The 17934-nt window shown below is 72.7% G+C and carries 18 protein-coding genes; 4 read left to right on the top strand and 14 right to left on the bottom strand.

All coding sequences use genetic code 11. The annotated features are described in order from the left end of the window. Nucleotides 1-146: 146 nt before the first annotated feature. Nucleotides 147-863, bottom strand: a complete 717-nt coding sequence (gene trhA / locus ACZ4WZ_RS18375) for a PAQR family membrane homeostasis protein TrhA (protein WP_467891462.1) — start codon at nt 861-863, stop codon at nt 147-149. A 219-nt stretch (nt 864-1082) separates the two neighbouring features. Between trhA and ACZ4WZ_RS18370 the strand changes: the two genes are divergently transcribed. Next, nucleotides 1083-2930, top strand: a complete 1848-nt coding sequence (locus ACZ4WZ_RS18370; RefSeq protein ID WP_467891459.1) for a phosphoenolpyruvate carboxykinase (GTP) — start codon at nt 1083-1085, stop codon at nt 2928-2930. 199 nt (nt 2931-3129) lie between these two features. Here ACZ4WZ_RS18370 and ACZ4WZ_RS18365 read toward each other — a convergent pair whose 3' ends face one another. Genes ACZ4WZ_RS18365 through ACZ4WZ_RS18350 form a run of 4 tightly spaced genes read right to left on the bottom strand, consistent with a single transcriptional unit; the run spans nt 3130 to nt 7694 of the window. After that, entirely contained in the window at nt 3130-3735 is a 606-nt protein-coding gene (locus ACZ4WZ_RS18365) for a hypothetical protein (protein WP_467891456.1), read from the bottom strand. Further along, on the bottom strand, nt 3722-5410 hold the full coding sequence (locus ACZ4WZ_RS18360) for a substrate-binding and vWA domain-containing protein (protein WP_467891454.1): 1689 nt from the start codon (nt 5408-5410) through the stop codon (nt 3722-3724). The genes ACZ4WZ_RS18365 and ACZ4WZ_RS18360 overlap by 14 nt, the downstream gene beginning before the upstream one ends. Next, the gene (locus tag ACZ4WZ_RS18355) at nt 5407-6594 is read right to left on the bottom strand and encodes a toxic anion resistance protein (protein ID WP_467891452.1); all 1188 of its coding nucleotides are present in this window, start codon (nt 6592-6594) and stop codon (nt 5407-5409) included. Before ACZ4WZ_RS18355 ends, ACZ4WZ_RS18360 begins: the two co-directional genes overlap by 4 nt. Next, nucleotides 6591-7694 carry a hypothetical protein gene (locus ACZ4WZ_RS18350; RefSeq protein WP_467891449.1) on the bottom strand — a complete coding sequence of 368 codons (1104 nt, stop codon included), beginning with the start codon at nt 7692-7694 and terminating at the stop codon, nt 6591-6593. Before ACZ4WZ_RS18350 ends, ACZ4WZ_RS18355 begins: the two co-directional genes overlap by 4 nt. Before the next feature lie 137 nt (nt 7695-7831). Here ACZ4WZ_RS18350 and ACZ4WZ_RS18345 point away from each other — a divergent pair, with 137 nt between their 5' ends. Next, entirely contained in the window at nt 7832-8251 is a 420-nt protein-coding gene (locus ACZ4WZ_RS18345; protein WP_467891447.1) for a hypothetical protein, read from the top strand. 91 nt (nt 8252-8342) lie between these two features. Here the strand turns inward: ACZ4WZ_RS18345 and ACZ4WZ_RS18340 are convergent, their stop codons facing one another. Together ACZ4WZ_RS18340 and ACZ4WZ_RS18335 are read right to left on the bottom strand one after the other, a co-directional pair. Next, entirely contained in the window at nt 8343-8753 is a 411-nt protein-coding gene (locus tag ACZ4WZ_RS18340) for an SCO4983 family protein (RefSeq protein ID WP_467891445.1), read from the bottom strand. Nucleotides 8754-8854: 101 nt separating this feature from the next. Further along, complete coding sequence (locus tag ACZ4WZ_RS18335; RefSeq protein WP_467891443.1) at nt 8855-10066, bottom strand: pyridoxal phosphate-dependent aminotransferase; 1212 nt, start codon at nt 10064-10066, stop codon at nt 8855-8857. A gap of 247 nt (nt 10067-10313) precedes the next feature. Here ACZ4WZ_RS18335 and ACZ4WZ_RS18330 point away from each other — a divergent pair, with 247 nt between their 5' ends. After that, the gene (locus ACZ4WZ_RS18330) at nt 10314-10790 is read left to right on the top strand and encodes a macro domain-containing protein (RefSeq protein WP_467891441.1); all 477 of its coding nucleotides are present in this window, start codon (nt 10314-10316) and stop codon (nt 10788-10790) included. Between the two features lie 46 nt (nt 10791-10836). Here ACZ4WZ_RS18330 and ACZ4WZ_RS18325 read toward each other — a convergent pair whose 3' ends face one another. Continuing rightward, on the bottom strand, nt 10837-11484 hold the full coding sequence (locus tag ACZ4WZ_RS18325; RefSeq protein ID WP_467891439.1) for a TetR/AcrR family transcriptional regulator C-terminal domain-containing protein: 648 nt from the start codon (nt 11482-11484) through the stop codon (nt 10837-10839). Between the two features lie 115 nt (nt 11485-11599). On the opposite strand from ACZ4WZ_RS18325, the gene ACZ4WZ_RS18320 reads away from it, so the two are divergent. Continuing rightward, nucleotides 11600-12256, top strand: a complete 657-nt coding sequence (locus tag ACZ4WZ_RS18320; protein WP_467891437.1) for a DUF4386 domain-containing protein — start codon at nt 11600-11602, stop codon at nt 12254-12256. Nucleotides 12257-12335: 79 nt separating this feature from the next. On the opposite strand, the gene ACZ4WZ_RS18315 is transcribed toward ACZ4WZ_RS18320, so the two are convergent. From ACZ4WZ_RS18315 to ACZ4WZ_RS18290, 6 genes are all read right to left on the bottom strand, one after another. Next, nucleotides 12336-12824 carry a nitroreductase family deazaflavin-dependent oxidoreductase gene (locus ACZ4WZ_RS18315; RefSeq protein WP_467891434.1) on the bottom strand — a complete coding sequence of 163 codons (489 nt, stop codon included), beginning with the start codon at nt 12822-12824 and terminating at the stop codon, nt 12336-12338. A gap of 137 nt (nt 12825-12961) precedes the next feature. Further along, the gene (locus ACZ4WZ_RS18310; RefSeq protein WP_467891432.1) at nt 12962-13462 is read right to left on the bottom strand and encodes a peptidylprolyl isomerase; all 501 of its coding nucleotides are present in this window, start codon (nt 13460-13462) and stop codon (nt 12962-12964) included. Nucleotides 13463-13585: 123 nt separating this feature from the next. Continuing rightward, nucleotides 13586-13771: a hypothetical protein gene (locus ACZ4WZ_RS18305; protein WP_388934334.1), complete on the bottom strand. Its 186-nt coding sequence runs from the start codon at nt 13769-13771 to the stop codon at nt 13586-13588. A 115-nt stretch (nt 13772-13886) separates the two neighbouring features. Beyond that, nucleotides 13887-14909: a YdcF family protein gene (locus ACZ4WZ_RS18300; protein ID WP_467891430.1), complete on the bottom strand. Its 1023-nt coding sequence runs from the start codon at nt 14907-14909 to the stop codon at nt 13887-13889. Between the two features lie 48 nt (nt 14910-14957). Next, nucleotides 14958-16538: an N-acyl-D-amino-acid deacylase family protein gene (locus ACZ4WZ_RS18295; protein WP_467891427.1), complete on the bottom strand. Its 1581-nt coding sequence runs from the start codon at nt 16536-16538 to the stop codon at nt 14958-14960. Nucleotides 16539-16540: 2 nt separating this feature from the next. Further along, the gene (locus tag ACZ4WZ_RS18290; RefSeq protein ID WP_467891424.1) at nt 16541-17821 is read right to left on the bottom strand and encodes an alanine racemase; all 1281 of its coding nucleotides are present in this window, start codon (nt 17819-17821) and stop codon (nt 16541-16543) included. Nucleotides 17822-17934 lie beyond the last annotated feature (113 nt).

Raw genomic sequence — 17934 nt, 5'->3', positions numbered from 1 at the left:
TCCCCCGCTGCCCCTGGGCCGACTCCTTCCATCCTGCTCCGGCCGTGTGACGGTGTCGATCCGGAGCGGTCGTCGCCCGCACGGCAAGGCACCCCGGGGGCACCTCCGTCCGTGCGGGCGTCCCCTCGCGATCGGGCAGCGGGTGCCTACGCGTGCTGGTAGGCGGCCAGCGAGATGCCGATGTAGTGGGCCACGAAGGCCGCGAGCGTCAGGGAGTGGAAGACCTCGTGGAAGCCGAAGAAGCGGGGGGAGGGGTTGGGGCGCTTCATCCCGTAGATGACCCCGCCCACGCTGTAGAGCAGACCGCCGACGATCACCAGGACCAGGACGGCGATGCCGCCGGTCCGCATGAAGTCGGGCAGGAAGAAGACGGCCGCCCACCCCATGGCGATGTAGCACGGGGTGTAGAGCCAGCGCGGTGCGCCGACCCAGAAGACCCGGAAGGCGATCCCGGCCGCGGCCGCGATCCACACCGCCCACAGCAGGGTCTTGCCGGTGGAGCCGGGCAGCAGCAGGACCGTGAGCGGGGTGTAGGTGCCCGCGATGATCAGGAAGATGTTCGCGTGGTCGAGCCGCCGTAGGACGGCTTCGCCGCGCGGCCCCCACGTGCCGCGGTGGTAGACGGCGCTGACGCCGAAGAGCAGGCAGGCGGTCAGGACGTACACCCCGCAGGCGACGCGGGCCTCCGTCGAGTCGGTGAAGGCCATCAGCACCAGGCCGGCGACCACCACGGCGGGGAACATCCCGAGGTGCAGCCAGCCGCGCATCAGCGGCTTCTCCTCCAGGGCGGTCTCGGCCGCCTCCAGGGCCTGGACGACCGGGGAGGCCTGGGGGGCCGGCGCGGCGGCGGCGTCTGAAGTCATGGTCCACATGCTACCTACGGGTCCGTAGCTTTCCGTTAGTCCTCTTTACGGAAGATTGACGGACGTGGCGATGCTCACGTGAGAGGCCCCCTGGACATATGCGCACACGCACCGGATGATCAGATGAGTGCGGTCGGCACCGGATGAGCGGAGCGCGAAGCGTCCGGGTCGCAGCCCCCACGGGGCATACACCAAACAACCCCTCAACAAGGAGCAATCGTGGCGCGCGACAACGCGGCTCCCACTTCCGTCCCGACGAACCACCGGGAGCTCGTCTCCTGGGTGGAGGAGATCGCAGCCCTGACCCAGCCGGACCGCATCGTCTGGTGCGACGGCTCCGAGGCCGAGTACGAGCGCCTGTGCGAGGAGCTCGTCGCCAAGGGCACGTTCAAGAAGCTCGACGAGACCAAGCGCCCGAACTCGTACTACGCCGCCTCCGACCCCTCCGACGTCGCGCGCGTCGAGGACCGGACCTTCATCTGCTCCGAGAAGGAGGAGGACGCGGGCCCGACCAACCATTGGAAGGCCCCGGCGGAGATGAAGGCCCTTTTCACCGGTGAGGGGGGCTTCGCGGGCGAGAAGGGCATCTTCCGCGGCTCCATGAAGGGCCGGACGATGTACGTCGTCCCCTTCTGCATGGGCCCCCTCGGCTCCGACCTCTCCGCGATCGGCGTCGAGATCACCGACTCCGCCTACGTCGCGGTCGCCATGCGCACCATGACCCGCATGGGCAAGGCCGTCCTCGACGAGCTCGGCACCGACGGCTTCTTCGTCAAGGCCGTCCACACCCTCGGCGCTCCGCTCGCCGAGGGCCAGGACGACGTGCCGTGGCCCTGCAACACCACCAAGTACATCTCGCACTTCCCCGAGACCCGCGAGATCTGGTCCTTCGGCTCCGGCTACGGCGGCAACGCCCTGCTCGGCAAGAAGTGCTACGCGCTGCGCATCGCCTCCGTCATGGCCCGCGACGAGGGCTGGCTCGCGGAGCACATGCTGATCCTCAAGCTCACCCCGCCGGCCGGCGAGGGTGGGGCGAAGTACGTCGCCGCCGCGTTCCCGAGCGCCTGCGGCAAGACCAACCTGGCCATGCTGGAGCCCACGATCCCCGGCTGGACGGTCGAGACCATCGGCGACGACATCGCCTGGATGCGCTTCGGCGAGGACGGCCGCCTCTACGCGATCAACCCGGAGGCCGGCTTCTTCGGCGTCGCCCCGGGCACCGGTGAGCACACCAACGCCAACGCCATGAAGACGATGTACGCCAACACCGTCTTCACCAACGTCGCGCTCACCGACGACGGCGACGTGTGGTGGGAGGGCATGACCGAAGAGGCGCCCGCCCACCTCATCGACTGGAAGGGCAACGACTGGACCCCGGAGAGCGACACCCCGGCGGCCCACCCCAACGCCCGCTTCGCCGTCCCGGCCTCGCAGTGCCCGACGATCGCCCCCGAGTGGGAGGACCCCAAGGGCGTCCCGATCTCCGCGATCCTCTTCGGCGGCCGCCGCGCCTCCGCCGTCCCGCTGGTCACCGAGTCCTTCGACTGGAACCACGGCGTCTTCATCGGCTCGAACATCGCCTCCGAGAAGACCGCCGCCGCCGAGGGCAAGGTCGGCGAACTGCGCCGCGACCCCTTCGCGATGCTGCCCTTCTGCGGCTACAACATGGGCGACTACATGGCCCACTGGGTCAAGGTCGCGGCCGGCAAGGACCAGTCCAAGCTCCCGAAGATCTACTACGTGAACTGGTTCCGCAAGAACGACGCGGGCAAGTTCGTGTGGCCCGGCTTCGGCGAGAACAGCCGCGTCCTCAAGTGGATCGTCGGCCGCCTCGACGGCACGGCCGAGGGCGTCAAGACCCCCATCGGGGTCCTGCCGACCAAGGACGCCCTGGACCTCGACGGCCTCGACATCGCGGACGAGGACCTCGACTTCCTCCTCACCGTCGACAAGGAGGTCTGGCGCGAGGAGGCCGCCCTGGTCCCCGAGCACCTCAACACCTACGGCGACCACACTCCGAAGGAGCTGTGGGACCAGTACCACGCGCTGGTCGAGCGCCTCGGCTGAGCACCCGGCCGGCCGTTCTCCGGCCGGCCGCCCCGCCCTGACACGACAGGGCAGCCCTGACACGACAGGGCACACGAACGTGGGAGTCCCCGACCAAGGTGCTCCCACCGCTGTGGGAATCCCCGACCAAGGCTTTCCCATCGCAGCACACGCCTGACTGGCCGACGGGCCGGCGCCACTGTCCCGGCCGCCGCCCGCCTCAGGAGCGTCCGCGCTCCTCCAGATAGGCCGTGTGCGTCTGCTGACGGCGGACCTCCCTGTCCTGGAGGTCCGCCGTCAGGCGTTGCGCCTCCTGCGACAGCACCGACAGCTGCCGCTCCAGGTGCCGCTCCGGGCCCTCCCCGCCCGGCGTCAGCCGGGTCCACCAGCGCGTCCGGTCGTACGTGTCCACGCACTCCGGCACGTCCGTCCGGACCGCCCGCGCCAGCGCGTGCACCGCCTCCGGCTCCGCCGCCAGCACCTGCGCCACCCGGTCCGGATCCAGCAGGGCCGCGTACAGGTCCAGCAGCTCGCCCAGCTTCCCCTCCGCCGCCGCCGGCAGCTCCACCTCCGCCACGTACGCGCGCAGCCGGCCCAGGTCCTCCCGTACGAGGTCCAGCTGCTCGGCGGCGCCGGGGAACAGCGGCGGAGGCGTCCGGTCCGGCGGGGCGAGCAGCGCGCCCGCCCCGTACAGACCCGCGATCACCGCCGGCCAGTACGCACCCGCGGCACCGGCCAGGGTCAGGACCAGCCCGGCGAGCCCGCAGGCACTGCCCCACAGGTTCTTCTTCGACTCCAGGTACGCGAGCGCCCTACTGGTAGCCACGGATCTCCTCGAAGGCCCCGTCCAAGGAACCGGTCCCGTCGGTCGCGTCGAAGAGCCGGCCACCGGTCAGCTCCGTGATGTGCGTCAGCTCCGCGCGGTCCGAATCCCCGAACAGCACCGCGAAGACCGGCGTGCGCTTGTGCGCCTGCGGCAGCCCGGCGTAGAAGGAGTCGAAGTCCTTCGCCTTGTCCCCGCTCCGCCCGTCCGTCATCAGCACGATCGAGGTGAACGCGTCGCCGTCGCCCTGACCCAGATGCCGGTAGGCGGCCTTCAGACTGGCGTAGACGGCCGTGCCCCCCTCCGGGCGCAGCGACTTCACGTCCGCCCGGATCGCGTCCAGGGCCCGCCCCGGATCGCCCGGCTCGACGACGTGCGTGAGCACCTCCTTCACCTTGTCGCCGAAGGGCAGCAGCGTCACCTCCTCACGGTCCCGGAACCGCTGCCCCGTCCCCGAACTCCCCGTTCCGGTCAGGTCGGTGAGCGCCGACCGAAGCCGCCCGATCCGGTCGGCCTCCGCCATCGAACCCGAGGTGTCCAGCACGTACACCGTCCGCGAGGGCCGGCGCAGCTCGTTCTCGTACGAGGCCAGCAGCCCGTCCGCCACCGACCGGTCGCCCGGGAAGGGCAGTTCGCGCCGCACCGAGGAGTCCAGCCCGGCCGCCGGAGCCACCCCGGCCGCCACCGGCCGCCGGAAGGTCTTCTGCGTGATCGCCCTCTGCGCCGTGTCGCCCCGCAGGTACTCCGTCAGCAGCCGGCCCGACTCCCGCGCCCCGGCCGGGGCCGACGCGAGCAGCGTCAGCGGGTAGTGCGCGGTGACCACCCCGTCCTTCGGGCGGATCACCTTCAGCGGGGCCTTCGCCCGGTCGTTCATCGACAGCAGCACCGATTCGTAGTTGACGAGCGCGTCCACGTCGTCCCGCCTGGGGTACGCCGTCACGAGCCAGCCCGAGGAGCCGGAGGTCAGCTTCTGCCCCTTGAAGAACTCCTTCAGCCGGGGCCGGGCCTTCCGCACGTCCGCGTCGGTCAGCGCCGACTGCGCGCCCGACAGCCCCGAGGCCACCGAGACGAGGGCGGAGAAGCCGGAGTTGGAGCGCACAGGGTCCGTCATCCCGTACGTCAGCTTCCCGGCCGCCACGGCCTCCTCGACCGCCGACCAGGTGACCTCCTCCGGCTTCCAGCCGAGCCGGGCCAGCGCCTCCGGCTTCACGCCGACGGCGACCGGCGAGGACATCACGGGGGTCTCGTTGGCGAGCTTGGCGGCGGCCTCCGGGCGCAGCCGCAGGTAGTCGTTGGAGGACAGCCAGACCGCGTCGTACGTGCCGTCCGCCTTGCCGGAGGCGACCTGCTCGGCCGCGTCCAGCGTGCCCGACCAGGTGAAGTCGACCGAGACCCCGGTGGCGGCCTTGGCGTCCTTGAGGACCTGCGCCATGTCGGCGAGCTCGCTGGAGGCCAGCACGCGGAGCCGGCCCTCCTTGTACCCCTGCTTCCCGGTTCCGCCCGCGGAACCGCCGCCCGTGCCCGTGGCGGGTTCGTCCGAGGTGCAGGCAGCGGCGCCCAGCAGGGCCGCGGCCAGGACCACCGCCGCGGCCAGGCGTCCGCGCGGCCGGGCCCTCGTCGCCCGTGCCGTGGTGTGCGTCGTCGCGTACGGCTTCGTCCTCGTGGCGGGCGGCTTCATCGGTCCCCGCCTTCCAGGGCGCTCGCGGTGCGGGCGCGGCTCAGGTAGGCCGAGGCCGCCTGGAGCTCGCCCGTCAGGGACTCCACCGTCGCCGCCATGTTCTCGGTGGCCTGGACCTTGAAGGTGTCGATCGCGTCGAGGGTCTTGTAGATCTGCGCGAAGGCCGTCCGGAGGGTCTCCGCCCCGACCGCCGGGTCCGCGGCGATCCGCTGGATGTCCCCGGTCTGGGTGGCCAGCATCTCCGCGTTGCCCCGGATCAGCTCCTCGGTGGTGCCCTTCAGGGCGTTGACCTGCTCGACGACCGCGCGCTGGTGGTCCAGGGCCGAGGCCAGCATCACCGCGATGCGCAGCGCCGAGACGGTGGTCGTCGCGGCCCGGTCGACGCCCTTGATGAGCTCCTCGTTGTTGCGCCGGACCACGTCCATCGCCAGGTAGCCCTGCGCGCACACGGCCAGCTGCGTCAGCAGGTCCTGGTGCTTCTGGCGCACGGGGAACAGCACGTCGGAGCGGAGGGCGTCCGCCTGGCCGGGGTCCGTGCGCCCGGCTTCGGCGATCCGCTGCTCGACGGCGGCGTCCAGGGCCTCGGTGAGCACCGCGTGTTCCTGGAGCCTGCCCATCGTCTCCCAGAGCCGGGTCCGCTCGGTGTGCAGGGCCGCGTTGTCGCGGCGCAGCTCGTCCTGGCCGCCGCGCAGCGCGCCCACGATCCGGTTCAGGGTGGCCTGGGAGGAGGCGTACGTGGCGATGTGGTCGCGGAGCCGGTTGCCGCCCGGCAGCTTCGCCAGCAGCCTGCGGACCCCCTTGGCGGGGGCGTCCCGCGGGTCGAGGTCCTCGACGGTGCGGCGCAGCTCGACGAGCGAGCCCGCGACGCGGGCCTGGGCGTCGCCGCCGCCGTCCGCGCCGAGGGAGCGTACGGCCCGCTCCAGCATCCGGTTGGACTGCTGGGCGGCGGTGCGCATGTCGGCGGAGCCGAGGGCGGCGATGTCGCCGAGGCGGGTGGCGAACTCCGGCGAGCGGGCGTCGATGCCGGCGAGCTGGGCGACGTACTCCCGGGCCCGGCGGGCCATCTCCTCCCGGACCCCGTCCTGGAGCGGTACGAGGCCGGAGGCCTGTCCGCGCTCCACGGCGGGGACGGGCTCGGGCGCGGTCAGCAAGAGCGGCCCGTCCTCGGGCGGTGTCAGTGTCACGGTGTGCCCCCCTGTCCCTTGGCGCGGCCCGCGAGCACCGCCAGGACCTTCACGGTCGGTGCGCTGACCTGGCGGATGCCGGTCAGCTCCGGGTTGAGGTAGCCGGCGTACCGGGCGGTGGACGCCGAGAACTCGGCGGTGCCCTCCTGCGGGCGGAAGCCGTGCCGCAGGGCCAGTTCGCGCAGCTTCTCGTCGGTGGCGAGGAGCGTGCCGAGGTCCTTGGCCTTCTCGCCGAGCGGTACGAAGGTGTGCGGGGAGTTGACGGTGGTGTCCGGGTACAGCACGACCATGCTCGCGGCCTCTCCGGTGGCCTGCTTCTGGAGGAGCAGCGCGGCGACCTGGGCTTCGTACGCCAGGACCAGCGGCTCGCCGCTGCCGCTGATGAAGGAGCGGAAGGGGCCGTCGGTGCTGGGCTCCAGGGAGCCCTGGACGGAGATCAGCTTCCGGAGGAGGGGCGCGGTGCGCTCGATGCCCGCGTCGTCGGAGACGACCGTCTTGTCGTTGGCGACGTTGGAGGCGGCGCCGATGAACAGGGCGCCGGAGTTGGAGGTGGTGGGGTCGGAGGTCTTGATGAAGACCGTCCCGGTCAGCTCGGCGTGCGCGGCCGAGCCGGGCAGCTGCTGCCAGGTGCGGTCCTCGCCGGCGGCCTTGAGGAAGGGGTCCATGAGGAGGGTGCCGGTGTTCTTGCCGTTCGGCTTCACGAGGCCGTTGTCGGCGAGGACCTTCGCCGCGTGGGCGCGGGCGATGACCACGAGGGGGGAGAAGAAGGGCTTCGCGCTCTGCGCGCCCTTCACCCCGGCCTTCGCGGCGATCTCGTCGGCGGGCTCGCTGCTGCTGGGGAAGGCGAAGTCGTACTCCTTGAGGGCCAGTTGGTCCATGGCCCAGGAGCCCGAGGTCTCCGTCTTCACGGTGTAGCCCTTGGCTGCGAGGGCCTTGACGACGTCGGGATCGCGGAAGAACTCGGACTTCTCCGACCCGATGACGCCACGCACGGTCTTCGTTGCCGTGCCCTCTGGTGTTCCGGTTCCCCCGAGGACGATGACGGCGATCACGCCGCCCATCAGGAGGACCGCCAGAGCGATTCCGAGGATGCGTCTCACGGGTGCAGCCTGCTCACGGAAACCCACATTCCGCGCGTGCTCGGATGAACGCCGGGTGTCCAGACGGTCCCGCTTCGAAATGCTGTCCGGGTCGGCGGGTGCTGGTGGGCGGCAGCGGGCGGCGGGAGGATCGGGGGATGGGCGTGAGCGTGGGCGCGGGTGCGTTGAAGTGGCAGGGGTGGGTGGTGGGCCTGGCGGGGCTGTCCTGCCTGCTGGTGTTCGCCCCGCTGGGACTGTACGTCTGGGCCGGCGGCTCCCCGGTCCCGGCGGCGGCACCGCCGGACGTACGGATCACCGACTGCCGGATCGACCCGCCGAGCCGGCGCGCGGTGGCGGTGGTGGAGGCCCGCGGCGAGGGTTCGTACGTCGCCACGGTCGCGTTCCGCGACGGACCGCCTTCGCTGCCGGACGCCCGGGAGGCCCGCGCCCTGGTCCCCCTCCGGGGGCTGGCCGCCGGCGCCCCGCCGGCCCGCGCGGAGGCCGTCGGCCCGGTGTGGGCGGCGGGGGCCCGCGTGTGGTGCGGGGTGACGGGGGTCGGGGAGCCGGGGGAGTCCTAGCGGCGCGGAACCGGGGGGCGTGCGGCCTCAGCTCCGCCCCCGCGGGGCATGGCGCCCGGTCCGGAGCCTGCGCGGTCCCGGACCGGGGCCGTCAGTGGGCGCCGGCCCGGTCCGGGGTTTCGAGGGCGGCGGTGTGGGCGTCCATGCGCTGCGCCGCGAGGATCGCCGCGGCGGTGTCGGCGCGGGACGCGGCGACGAGCAGGGCGCGCGCGGCGAGGTCGCGGGCGCGGCGGTGGAGGGTGCGGCTGTCGGCCCCGTCGGCCAGCGCGGGATAGGCGATGCGGACGGGGTGGGAGCCGCGCAGGCGGGTGACCTGGGCGGCGATGCGGACGGCGCCGTCGTCGTCGAGGCCGAGTTCGTCGGTGACGGCGAGCAGCGCGGAGAGGTGCCCGGCGAGCTGGATGTCGAGGGCTTCGCCCCGGCTGCTCTGCGGGTAATGGGCGTCGGTGTGGTTGCCGTCCACTCGGTGGACGACCGACTTGGGGCGGATCGGCTCGTACATGAGGAGGCCTCCTGCTGGGTCAGGAGGCCATCCTACATTGGAACCGGTCTAAGGTTGAGTCGAATCCTGGCTGACCACGGCTGGAGCGCGGGCCGGTGACGCTACGGCTGCCCGTAGCCGTCCAGGAAGCGGCCGATCCGGGTGACGGCGTCCGCGAGGTCCTTGGTGCTGGGCAGGGTCACGATCCGGAAGTGGTCGGGCTCGGGCCAGTTGAAGCCCGTGCCGTGCACGACCATGATCTTCTCGGCGCGCAGCAGGTCGAGGACCATCTGCCGGTCGTCCTTGACCTTGTAGACCGCCGGGTCCAGCTTCGGGAACAGGTACAGCGCGCCCTTGGGCTTCACGCAGGTGATGCCCGGGATCTGCGTCAGCAGGTCGTACGCCGTGTCGCGCTGCTCCAGCAGCCGGCCGCCCGGCAGCACCAGGTCGACGATCGACTGGCGCCCGCCCAGGGCGGTGGCGACGGCGTGCTGCGAGGGCATGTTCGCGCACAGGCGCATGTTCGCCAGGATCGTCAGGCCCTCGATGTACGAGGAGGCGTTCTTCTTGGGCCCGCAGACCGCCATCCAGCCCGCCCGGTAGCCGGCCACGCGGTAGTTCTTGGACAGCCCGTTGAAGGTCAGGGTCAGCAGGTCGGGCGCGATCGCGGCGGTGTTCGTGTGCGTGGCGCCGTCGTAGAGGATCCGGTCGTAGATCTCGTCGGAGCAGACCACCAGGTTGTGCCGGCGCGCGATGTCCGTCAGGCCCCGCAGCATCTCGTCGTCGTAGACGGCGCCGGTCGGGTTGTTCGGGTTGATGATCACGATCGCGCGGGTGCGGTCGGTGACCTTGCGCTCGATGTCGGCGAGGTCGGGCATCCAGTCGGACTGCTCGTCGCAGCGGTAGTGCACGGCGGTGCCGCCGGCCAGCGAGACGGAAGCCGTCCACAGCGGGTAGTCGGGGGCGGGCACGAGGACCTCGTCGCCGTCGTCCAGCAGCGCCTGCATCGACATCTGGATCAGCTCGGAGACGCCGTTGCCGAGGTAGATGTCCTCGACGTCCAGGTGGATGCCCTTGGTCTGGTAGTGCTGCATGACCGCTCGCCGCGCCGACAGCAGGCCCTTCGCGTCCCCGTAGCCGTGGGCGTTGCCCAGGTTGCGGAGCATGTCCTCGAGGATCTCCGGCGGGCACTCGAAGCCGAAGGCCGCGGGGTTGCCGGTGTTCAGCTTGAGGATGCGATGACCTGCCGCTTCGAGCCGCATCGCCTCTTCGAGGACGGGTCCGCGGATCTCGTAGCAGACATTGGCGAGTTTCGTTGACTGGATCACCTGCATGACGGGAGCTTACGGGCCCCGCCGCCCGCCCGCTCGAACGTTCCGGGGGAATTCCATCGAGGGAAATGTCCCACTTCGCGCGATGGGAGGGCGCAGACGCCGTCCACCCTTTGAAACGGCGGCCCGTCCGCCGCCCGGCCTGCGGAATGAGGAAACCCGGCCGCGCCCCCGGGCCTGGTGTTGCGCTCGTCACCCCGGACGCCGTTCGCGGCGACCCGTCGTCAGTGCCCCCGCCTACCGTGGGGGCATGGAGCCGCTGAGGATCGTTTCCGGGGACGCGACGAGTCCGCAGGCCAAGGGGCCCAAGCTGATCGCCCACGTCTGCAACGACATCGGCGGGTGGGGGAAGGGCTTCGTCCTCGCGCTCTCGCGGCGCTGGCCCGAGCCGGAGGCCGCGTTCAGGGCCTGGCACCGGGGGCGCGCCGGGAACGACTTCGGGCTCGGGGCGGTGCAGGTGGTGCGGGTGCGGCCCGACGTGTGGGTGGCCAACATGGTCGGCCAGCGCGGGATACGCACCGGCAGCGGCGGCCCGCCCATCCGCTACGACGCCGTCGAGCGCTGCCTCGGCGCGCTGGCCGGCCACGCGCTGGAGCTGGGCGCGAGCGTCCACATGCCCCGCATCGGCTGCGGGCTCGCCGGCGGCAGGTGGTCCCGTATCGAGCCGATCGTCACCGGGGCGCTCTGCGCGCGGGACGTGGCGGTGACGGTGTACGACCACGCGTGAGGTGACATCCCGATCCGGCGGCGGCCGCCGGTTCCGGGCGGCCGTTTCAGCGGGTGGAGCTCCAGCCGCCTTCGCGGAGGCGTTCGAAGCCGTCCAGCATCAGGTCCAGCGCGAACTCGAACTCGAACTGGTCGTCACAGCCCCCGCCCACCACGGAGTCCCCGTCGTGCGCGGCCGCCGCGGCCAGTTCCGCGATGCGCGGGTAGCGCTCCGCCAGTGCGGGGTCCGGGGGGCCGGCGCCGCGTGAGTCGTCGAACAGTTCCTGGCTGAAGCCCAGCAGCCGGCTGCCCATCGCGTGCATCACGTGGTGCGTGAGGTCGGCCGAGAAGCCGCCGTCCCGGAACGCCCCGATCATCGAGTCCAGGTACTCCAGCACCGCCGGCGTCGGGACGCCGCGCGACTCGAGCACCCGGTACGCCCAGCGGTGGCGCAGCAGGACCCGGCGGGCGGAAAGGATCCGACGCCGCACCACGTCCCGCCAGTCGGGGCCGGGCTCCGGGGGGTCGATCCCGGCGACGACGGAGTCCAGCATGCCGTCGAGGAGCTGCTCCTTGTTGGCCACGTGCTTGTAGAGCGCCATCGGTACGACGTCCAGCTCCTGCGCCAGCCTGCGCATGCTGAGCGATTCGATCCCGCTCTCGTCGGCGAGCGCGACGGCGGCCCGCAGGACCCGCTCCCGGTTCAGCCGTGTCATCCGGCCCCTCCCTTCCTCCCCTGCTCCTCCGCTTGACGAGTGTACGTCGTACACCTATGGTTCCGGGCAGGCAGAGAGGTGTACGCCGTACACCTCCGCAGGGGAGGGGTCGCGCATGGACGCGGACAGACGTACGGCGGTCGTCGCGGGGGTGCTGTTCCTGGTGACCGAGGCCGCCGCGATCGCGGGGGCCGTCCTCTACCGGCCCCTGCTCGGCGGCGGAGCGGGGGCCGGGGCGGGGGCGGTGGACCGGGCGCTGCTCGGCGTGCTCTGCGAACTGGTGCTCGTCGCCGCCGTGGCCGGCACGGGAGCGGTGCTGTACCCGGTGGTCCGGCGGTGGGGCGAGGACCTCGCGCTCGGGTACGTCTGCGCCCGCCTCGTGGAGGCGGTCGTCATCCTCCTCGGCATCGTCGCCGTGCTCACCCTGACGACCCTGCGCCGGGAGGCGGTGGAGCCGGGTGCCGCCGGCGCGGTGCTGGTGGCCGTCCACGACTGGACGTTCCTGCTCGGCCCCAACGTCGCCCTCGGCCTGAACACCGCCCTGCTGGCCCGGCTGATGTACCGCTCGCGGCTCGTGCCCCGGCCCATCGCCGTGCTCGGGCTGGTCGGGGGCCCGCTGATCTGCGCCTCCGCCGTCGCCGTGATGTTCGGGCTCTACGCGCAGCTCTCCGTGCCCGGTTCGCTGGCGGCGCTCCCGGTGTTCGCGTGGGAGGTGGCCCTTGCCGTGCACCTCGTCGTCAAGGGGTTCCGGGACACCCGGACCGTCGGCTGATCCTGCACGTGTCCGTCGCGGGGGCGCCCCGTCCACGGCGCGGGCGTATCGATTCGCCTCGACGGGACGGGGCCGCCCGTCACCCCTCCACGATCACCAGCGGCAGCTCGCGGGGCCGGGCGCGCTCCTGGTAGTCGTCGTACAGCGGCCACAGCGCGGTCAGCGCCTCCCAGTACGTCTCCCGCTCCACCGCGTCCGCCGTGCGCGCCCACGCCGCGAACGTCCGGGTGCCCACCTGGAGGCGGACCTCCGGGTGCGCGGTGAGGTTCCCGTACCAGGACGGGTGGCGGCGCCCGCCGGAGCCGGCGGCGACGACCAGGTACCGGCCCTCGTCCTCGGCGTAGATCAGCGGCGTGCGCACCGGCCGGCCCGTGGCACGGTCGAGGGTGGTCAGGAGCAGGGTCGGGACCCCGCGCCACAGGTGACCGTCGGTGCCCCCGCTCGACACGTAGGCGCGTACGTGATCGAGGCGCGGCCCGGGATGCGGATCCGTCGGGTGGTCCCAGTCGACCGGCGGGACCGGGGAGACCGGGAAGACCGGAGTGACCGGGACGGCAACGCTGTTCATGTGACCTCCGTAGGGCGTCCCCCCGGAGCGCTAACGAGCCTCCACCGATTCTGGATGCGCCGGACCCGTGGCGCACGCCGCCCGCCCGCGTCCCGGGCCCGGCTCGGCCCGGTCCGCCGCAGCCGCCGCGCCGGCGCTCAGGCGACCGGTTCCGCCTTCTCGATCACCACCGGCACCAGCGGGACGTCACCGTGGCCGCCCGCGCGTCCGGTACGGACGGCGGCGATGGCGTCGACCACGTCCCGGCCCCCGCTGACCGTGCCGAAGACCGCGTACCCCCAGCCGTCCGGCGTCGGGGCGGTGTGGTCCAGGGCCGGGTTGTCGGCGGTGTTGACGAAGAACTGGCACGTCGCCGAGTGCGGGACGCTCGTGCGGGCCATCGCCACCGTGTACCGGGTGTTCCGCAGGCCGTTGTCCGCCTCGTTGCGCACCGGCTCGCGGACGGGCTTCTGCCGCATGTCGGCGGTGAACCCGCCGCCCTGGTTCATGAACCCGGGGATCACCCGGTGGAAGACCGTGCCGTCGTAGTGGCCGCTCTCCACGTAGCCGAGGAAGTTGGCGACCGTGGCCGGCGCCTCCTCCTCGTGGAGGTCGATGACGATCGTGCCGAGGCTGGTGGTCAGCTTCACCTGGGGCATGCGGGTCGGTCCCTTCCCGTGCTGGAACGTGCCTCACAGCTTCGCAGAGGGTCACCGTGAGGCCACGGCCCGGGGTGCGACCCGGGCCGTGGACCCCGGCAGCGTCATCCGGCCGGACCCGCCCTACGGCAGGAAGCGTTCGATGACCTGCGGACCCTCCTTCTCGATCAGCTTCCGCGCCTTCTCGACCCGCTCCGGAGTCGGGTCGTGGCCGGTCGCCATCACCAGGTCCTCGGGGTCGTACGCGCGCTCCCCACCCGTGAAGAGCCGGTCCGACCGGGTGGGCTGCTCGTTGGCTTCACTGTCCATCGGATACCTCCTACGGTGCCCCCCAGGCCCCCATACTCCGGCTCCGGCCCCATGAACGCACGTCGGGCCCCCGAGGGCGCCCGGCCCGGGGCGCCGCCTCCCGGCGAGGGGAGCGTCAGGCAGGGGAGACGGCGGCCGTCAGCGTCGCCAGCGCGCCGACCGCGACCAGCGCCCCGCAGATCGACAGGTTGACCGTCCGGTGCTCCCAGAACACCGCCACGAACTCGCGCAGGGTGGCGCTCGGCAGGAAGTAGCGGGCCGTCGGCGAGCCGACCACCTGCCCGTTGACCCCCGTCTTGCGGGCCAGCATCGCGGCCCGGAAGGCGTGGAAGTTGTTGGTGACGACCACGCACCGGTAGCCCGGCTTCGCCGCCAGCATGATCCCCTTCGAGAAGAGCATGTTCTCCTCGGTCGTGCGGGAGTTCTCCTCCAGCGTGATCGCCTCCGCGGGAACCCCCTCCGCGATCAGCCAGTCGGCCATCGCCCGCGCCTCGGAGACCCGCTCGTCGGAGCCCTTGCCGCCCGAGACGAGCAGGACCGGCGGGCGCGAGCCGCGGGCCAGCTGGGCCTCGTAGATCCGCCTGCCCTTGCGCAGCCGCGAGGCCAGCAGCGGCGGCACCCGCTCCCCGCCGACCAGGCCGGAGCCCAGCATCACCACGTGGTCGACGTCCCCGCGCACCTTGATCCGGCCGTAGAGGAAGGCGTACCCGAGGAAGCACAGGAAGAGGAAGGAGACGTAGCCGACGACCAGGGTCAGGGTCGCGGCCATGCCGTTCAGGACGGTGGAGCGGAACAGGGGGACGACGACCAGCAGCGCGATCATCCCGAAGATCCCGAGCCCCGCGACCATCGACAGCAGGTTGGCCGGACGGCGGCCCTCCTTGCGGATCATCGTCACGCCGTTGGCGATCAGGAAGCCGCCGATCGCCATGGTGCCGAGGGCGGGCGCCGTGAGGGCGATCGCGATGATCGTCAGGGCCGCCCACCCCGGCAGCGCCGTCACCTGGAAGAGCAGCGCGGCCGACAGCGTGATGAAGGTCAGGCCGAACAGCACCGCGTTGCTGAAGCGGCGGCGGTCCTTGAAGGTGCTTATGCAGAAGGCGAGGAAGAGGAGGGCGGGGAGCAGGAAGGCGGCCATGCCGTTCATCGTATGTGCCGGGCGCATACGCCCTCCGGGACCAAAGTCCTACGGTCCGACAGGGGTTCGGCGAACCGCCCGTCCGGCCAGGACGCCGGTCCTGGTCCCGTCCCGCATGACGAACCGTCCGTCGACCAGGACGTACGGGATCCCCGTGGGCAGCGCGCGCGGCCGTTCGTACGTGGACCCGGCCGCGACCGTCTCCGGGTCGAAGAGGACCAGGTCGGCGCGGAACCCCTCGCGGACCAGCCCCCGGTCGGGCAGCCGCAGCCGCGCCGCCGGGCGGCCCGACAGGTGGGCCACGCACTCCTCCAGGGACAGCACGCCCAGCTCGCGCACGTAGTGCCCCAGGTAGTGCGGGAAGGTCCCGTACGCGCGGGGGTGCGGCTTCGCGCCGTGCAGGATCCCGTCGGAGCCGCCCGTGTGGACGGGGTGGCGCATGATCGCCCGGACGTTCCCCTCGTGGCCGACGTGCTGGAGCACGGTCGGTCCCAGCCGGTCCCCGAGCAGCAGCCGCCGCGCGGTCTCCCAGCCGTCGAGGCGGGTGCCGACGTGCCCCCGGTACGCGGGGTCGTTCGTACCGGAGACCTCCACGGAAGCCCAGTCCACCGGCACCCCGTGGCAGCCGTCGGAGCCCGTCACCTCCAGGGCGTACCGGATCCGTCCGGCGGTGTCCTCGTCGCGCAGCCGCGCCAGCAGCGCCTCGGGGCCGCCCTCGTGCGCCCAGCCGGGCAGCAACGCGGCGAGGGTGGTGCAGCCGGGGGTGTACGGGTAGCTGTCGAGGGTGACGTCGGCGCCGTCGGCGAGGGCCGCGTCGAGCAGGGCCAGCAGGTCGGGGGCCCGGCCCTCGTTCTCCGCGAAGTTCATGGTGGCGTGCGCCAGGTGCAGCGCGCAGCCGGCCGCGCGGCTCAGCGCGAGCATCTCGGCGTAGGCGTCCAGCGCGCCGCGCCCGTACGAGCGGTGGTGCGGGCAGTAGTAGCCGCCGTACCGGGCCACCACCGCGCACAGCTCGGTGAGTTCGGCGCCGGAGGCGTACATGCCGGGGGTGTAGGTGAGCCCGGAGGACATGCCGAAGGCGCCCTGCTCCAGGCCCTCGGCGACGAGCCCGCGCATCCGGTCGAGCTCGGCGGCGGTGGCGGGGCGGTCGTCCCAGCCGAGGGCGTACGCCCGCACGGTGCCCTGGGGCACGAGGTAGGCGGCGTTCACCGCGATGCCCTGTCCGCCGTGGGCCCGGTCCAGCCGGCCGAGGTACTCCCCGACGGTCCGCCAGTCGAAGTCGACGTCGTCACCGGGGCCGTTCCAGCCCGCGATGGCGGTCCGCACGCCGGCCAGGGTGCGTTCGTCGGCGGGCGCGTACGACAGGCCGTCCTGGCCGAGGACCTCGAGGGTGACGCCCTGTGCGGCCTTGGCGCTGTGGTCCGGGTCGCGCAGCAGTGCCAGGTCGCTGTGGGCGTGCATGTCGGTGAACCCGGGGGCCAGGACGAGCCCGTGCGCGTCGAGGGTGCGCCGTCCGCCGCCCGGGATCCTGCCGATCGCGGCGATCCGGCCCTCGTGCACGGCGACGTCCGCGGTGTACGAGGGCCCGCCCGTGCCGTCGACGACGCGGGCGCCCCGGACGAGGAGGTCCACGGCTAGAAGAAGGTGCGTACGTAGTCGGTGACCGTGCCGTCGGCCTCCACGACCGGGATCAGCGGCCACTTCTCGAAGATGGTGCAGGGGTGCGACATGCCGAGCGCCACCCAGTCGCCGACCTGGACGTCGTCGGCGGAGTCGGTCTCCAGCCAGGCGTGCTGGTCGGACAGCTTGACCACGCGGACGCCGGTCGCGGGCCGCTCGGTGCCGTCGAGGGCGTCGCGGACCAGCTCGGCCTCGGGCAGCCCGAGGTCGTAGGCGATGTCGCGCTTGCCGGCGTTGACGAAGGCCTGGGTGGGGGAGGGGCGGGAGACGACCTGGGTCCACAGCCGGAAGGCGGGGCGCAGTCCGCCCTCCTCGGGAACCCGGTTGAAGGGGGTCAGGCGGCCGTACCAGCCGTGGTCGTGGGAGACGTACGCGCCGGAGCGCAGCAGCTTCAGGACGGGCCGGGACAGGGCGGGCAGTTCGGCGAACACGTCGGCGACGGCGTCGAACCAGGCCGACCCGCCCGCGCTGACGACGATCTCCTCGACGTCCGGTCCGAACCGCCCGGCCTTGTCGAACTCGGCGGCCAGGCCGGTGAGCCGGCGCAGCCAGGCGTGCACGCGGTCCGCGTCGGCGCCGGGCACCTCGGCCTCGTACCCGGCGACGCCGACGAGGCGCAGGGTGCCGGCGTCGGCGACGGCGTCGGCGACGGCCCGGCAGTCCTCGTCGGTACGGGCACCCGTGCGCGCCCCCTCGCCGGCCCCCAGCTCGACGACCACGTCCAGCACGGCGCCCCGCCCCCGGAGGGCCCGGTCCATGAGCCGGACCCCGCGCACGGAGTCGACGTAGCAGACGAACCGGAAGCCGGGGTCGGCGACGAGTTCGGCGGCGACCCAGTGGAGGGCGGCGGGGTCGACGAGCTCGTTGGCGAGGAAGACGCGCCGGATCCCGAAGGCGCGGTAGACGCGGGCCTGGTGGGGGACGGCTGCGGTGATGCCCCAGGCGCCGTGCGCGAGCTGGCGCTCGAAGAGCTGGGGGGCCATGCAGGTCTTGCCGTGGGGCGCGAACGCGAGGCCGTGGCGGGCGGAGTACTCGCCGAGCACGGTGAGGTTGTGCGCGAGCGCGTCGGCGTCGAGGGTGAGGACGGGAGTGGTGAACCCGCCGTCGTACAGGTCGCGGCCCTGCGCGGCGAGTTCCCCGACGGTGAGGCCCGCCGCCTGCGCGTCCGGCGGGAGGCCCTTGAACCGGTGGTCGACCGGTTCGTCGGCGAGCCGTCGGACTGCGTCGCTGGCCATGGGGTCCTCCTGGGGGTGGTGCGGGTGTGCTGCGCGTGGTGCCTGTGGTCTAACACCCGGGGGGACGAGGGTCAACGCCGTGCCGGTTCCGCCGGGTGGAGGCGGCCGCCGCC

The organism is Streptomyces sp. NPDC029122 (genome assembly GCF_055569445.1).
This window is presented reverse-complemented; position numbering and strand designations above follow the sequence as displayed.

Coding starts and splice junctions, on each gene's coding strand:
- trhA (WP_467891462.1), bottom strand. CDS start 863: ATGACTTCAGACGCCGCCGCCGCGCCGGCCCCCCAGGCCTCCCCGGTC.
- ACZ4WZ_RS18325 (WP_467891439.1), bottom strand. CDS start 11,484: ATGACACGGCTGAACCGGGAGCGGGTCCTGCGGGCCGCCGTCGCGCTC.
- ACZ4WZ_RS18335 (WP_467891443.1), bottom strand. CDS start 10,066: ATGCAGGTGATCCAGTCAACGAAACTCGCCAATGTCTGCTACGAGATC.
- ACZ4WZ_RS18290 (WP_467891424.1), bottom strand. CDS start 17,821: ATGGCCAGCGACGCAGTCCGACGGCTCGCCGACGAACCGGTCGACCAC.
- ACZ4WZ_RS18360 (WP_467891454.1), bottom strand. CDS start 5,410: ATGAAGCCGCCCGCCACGAGGACGAAGCCGTACGCGACGACGCACACC.
- ACZ4WZ_RS18320 (WP_467891437.1), top strand. CDS start 11,600: ATGGACGCGGACAGACGTACGGCGGTCGTCGCGGGGGTGCTGTTCCTG.
- ACZ4WZ_RS18340 (WP_467891445.1), bottom strand. CDS start 8,753: ATGTACGAGCCGATCCGCCCCAAGTCGGTCGTCCACCGAGTGGACGGC.
- ACZ4WZ_RS18305 (WP_388934334.1), bottom strand. CDS start 13,771: ATGGACAGTGAAGCCAACGAGCAGCCCACCCGGTCGGACCGGCTCTTC.
- ACZ4WZ_RS18310 (WP_467891432.1), bottom strand. CDS start 13,462: ATGCCCCAGGTGAAGCTGACCACCAGCCTCGGCACGATCGTCATCGAC.
- ACZ4WZ_RS18330 (WP_467891441.1), top strand. CDS start 10,314: ATGGAGCCGCTGAGGATCGTTTCCGGGGACGCGACGAGTCCGCAGGCC.
- ACZ4WZ_RS18345 (WP_467891447.1), top strand. CDS start 7,832: ATGGGCGTGAGCGTGGGCGCGGGTGCGTTGAAGTGGCAGGGGTGGGTG.
- ACZ4WZ_RS18315 (WP_467891434.1), bottom strand. CDS start 12,824: ATGAACAGCGTTGCCGTCCCGGTCACTCCGGTCTTCCCGGTCTCCCCG.
- ACZ4WZ_RS18300 (WP_467891430.1), bottom strand. CDS start 14,909: ATGGCCGCCTTCCTGCTCCCCGCCCTCCTCTTCCTCGCCTTCTGCATA.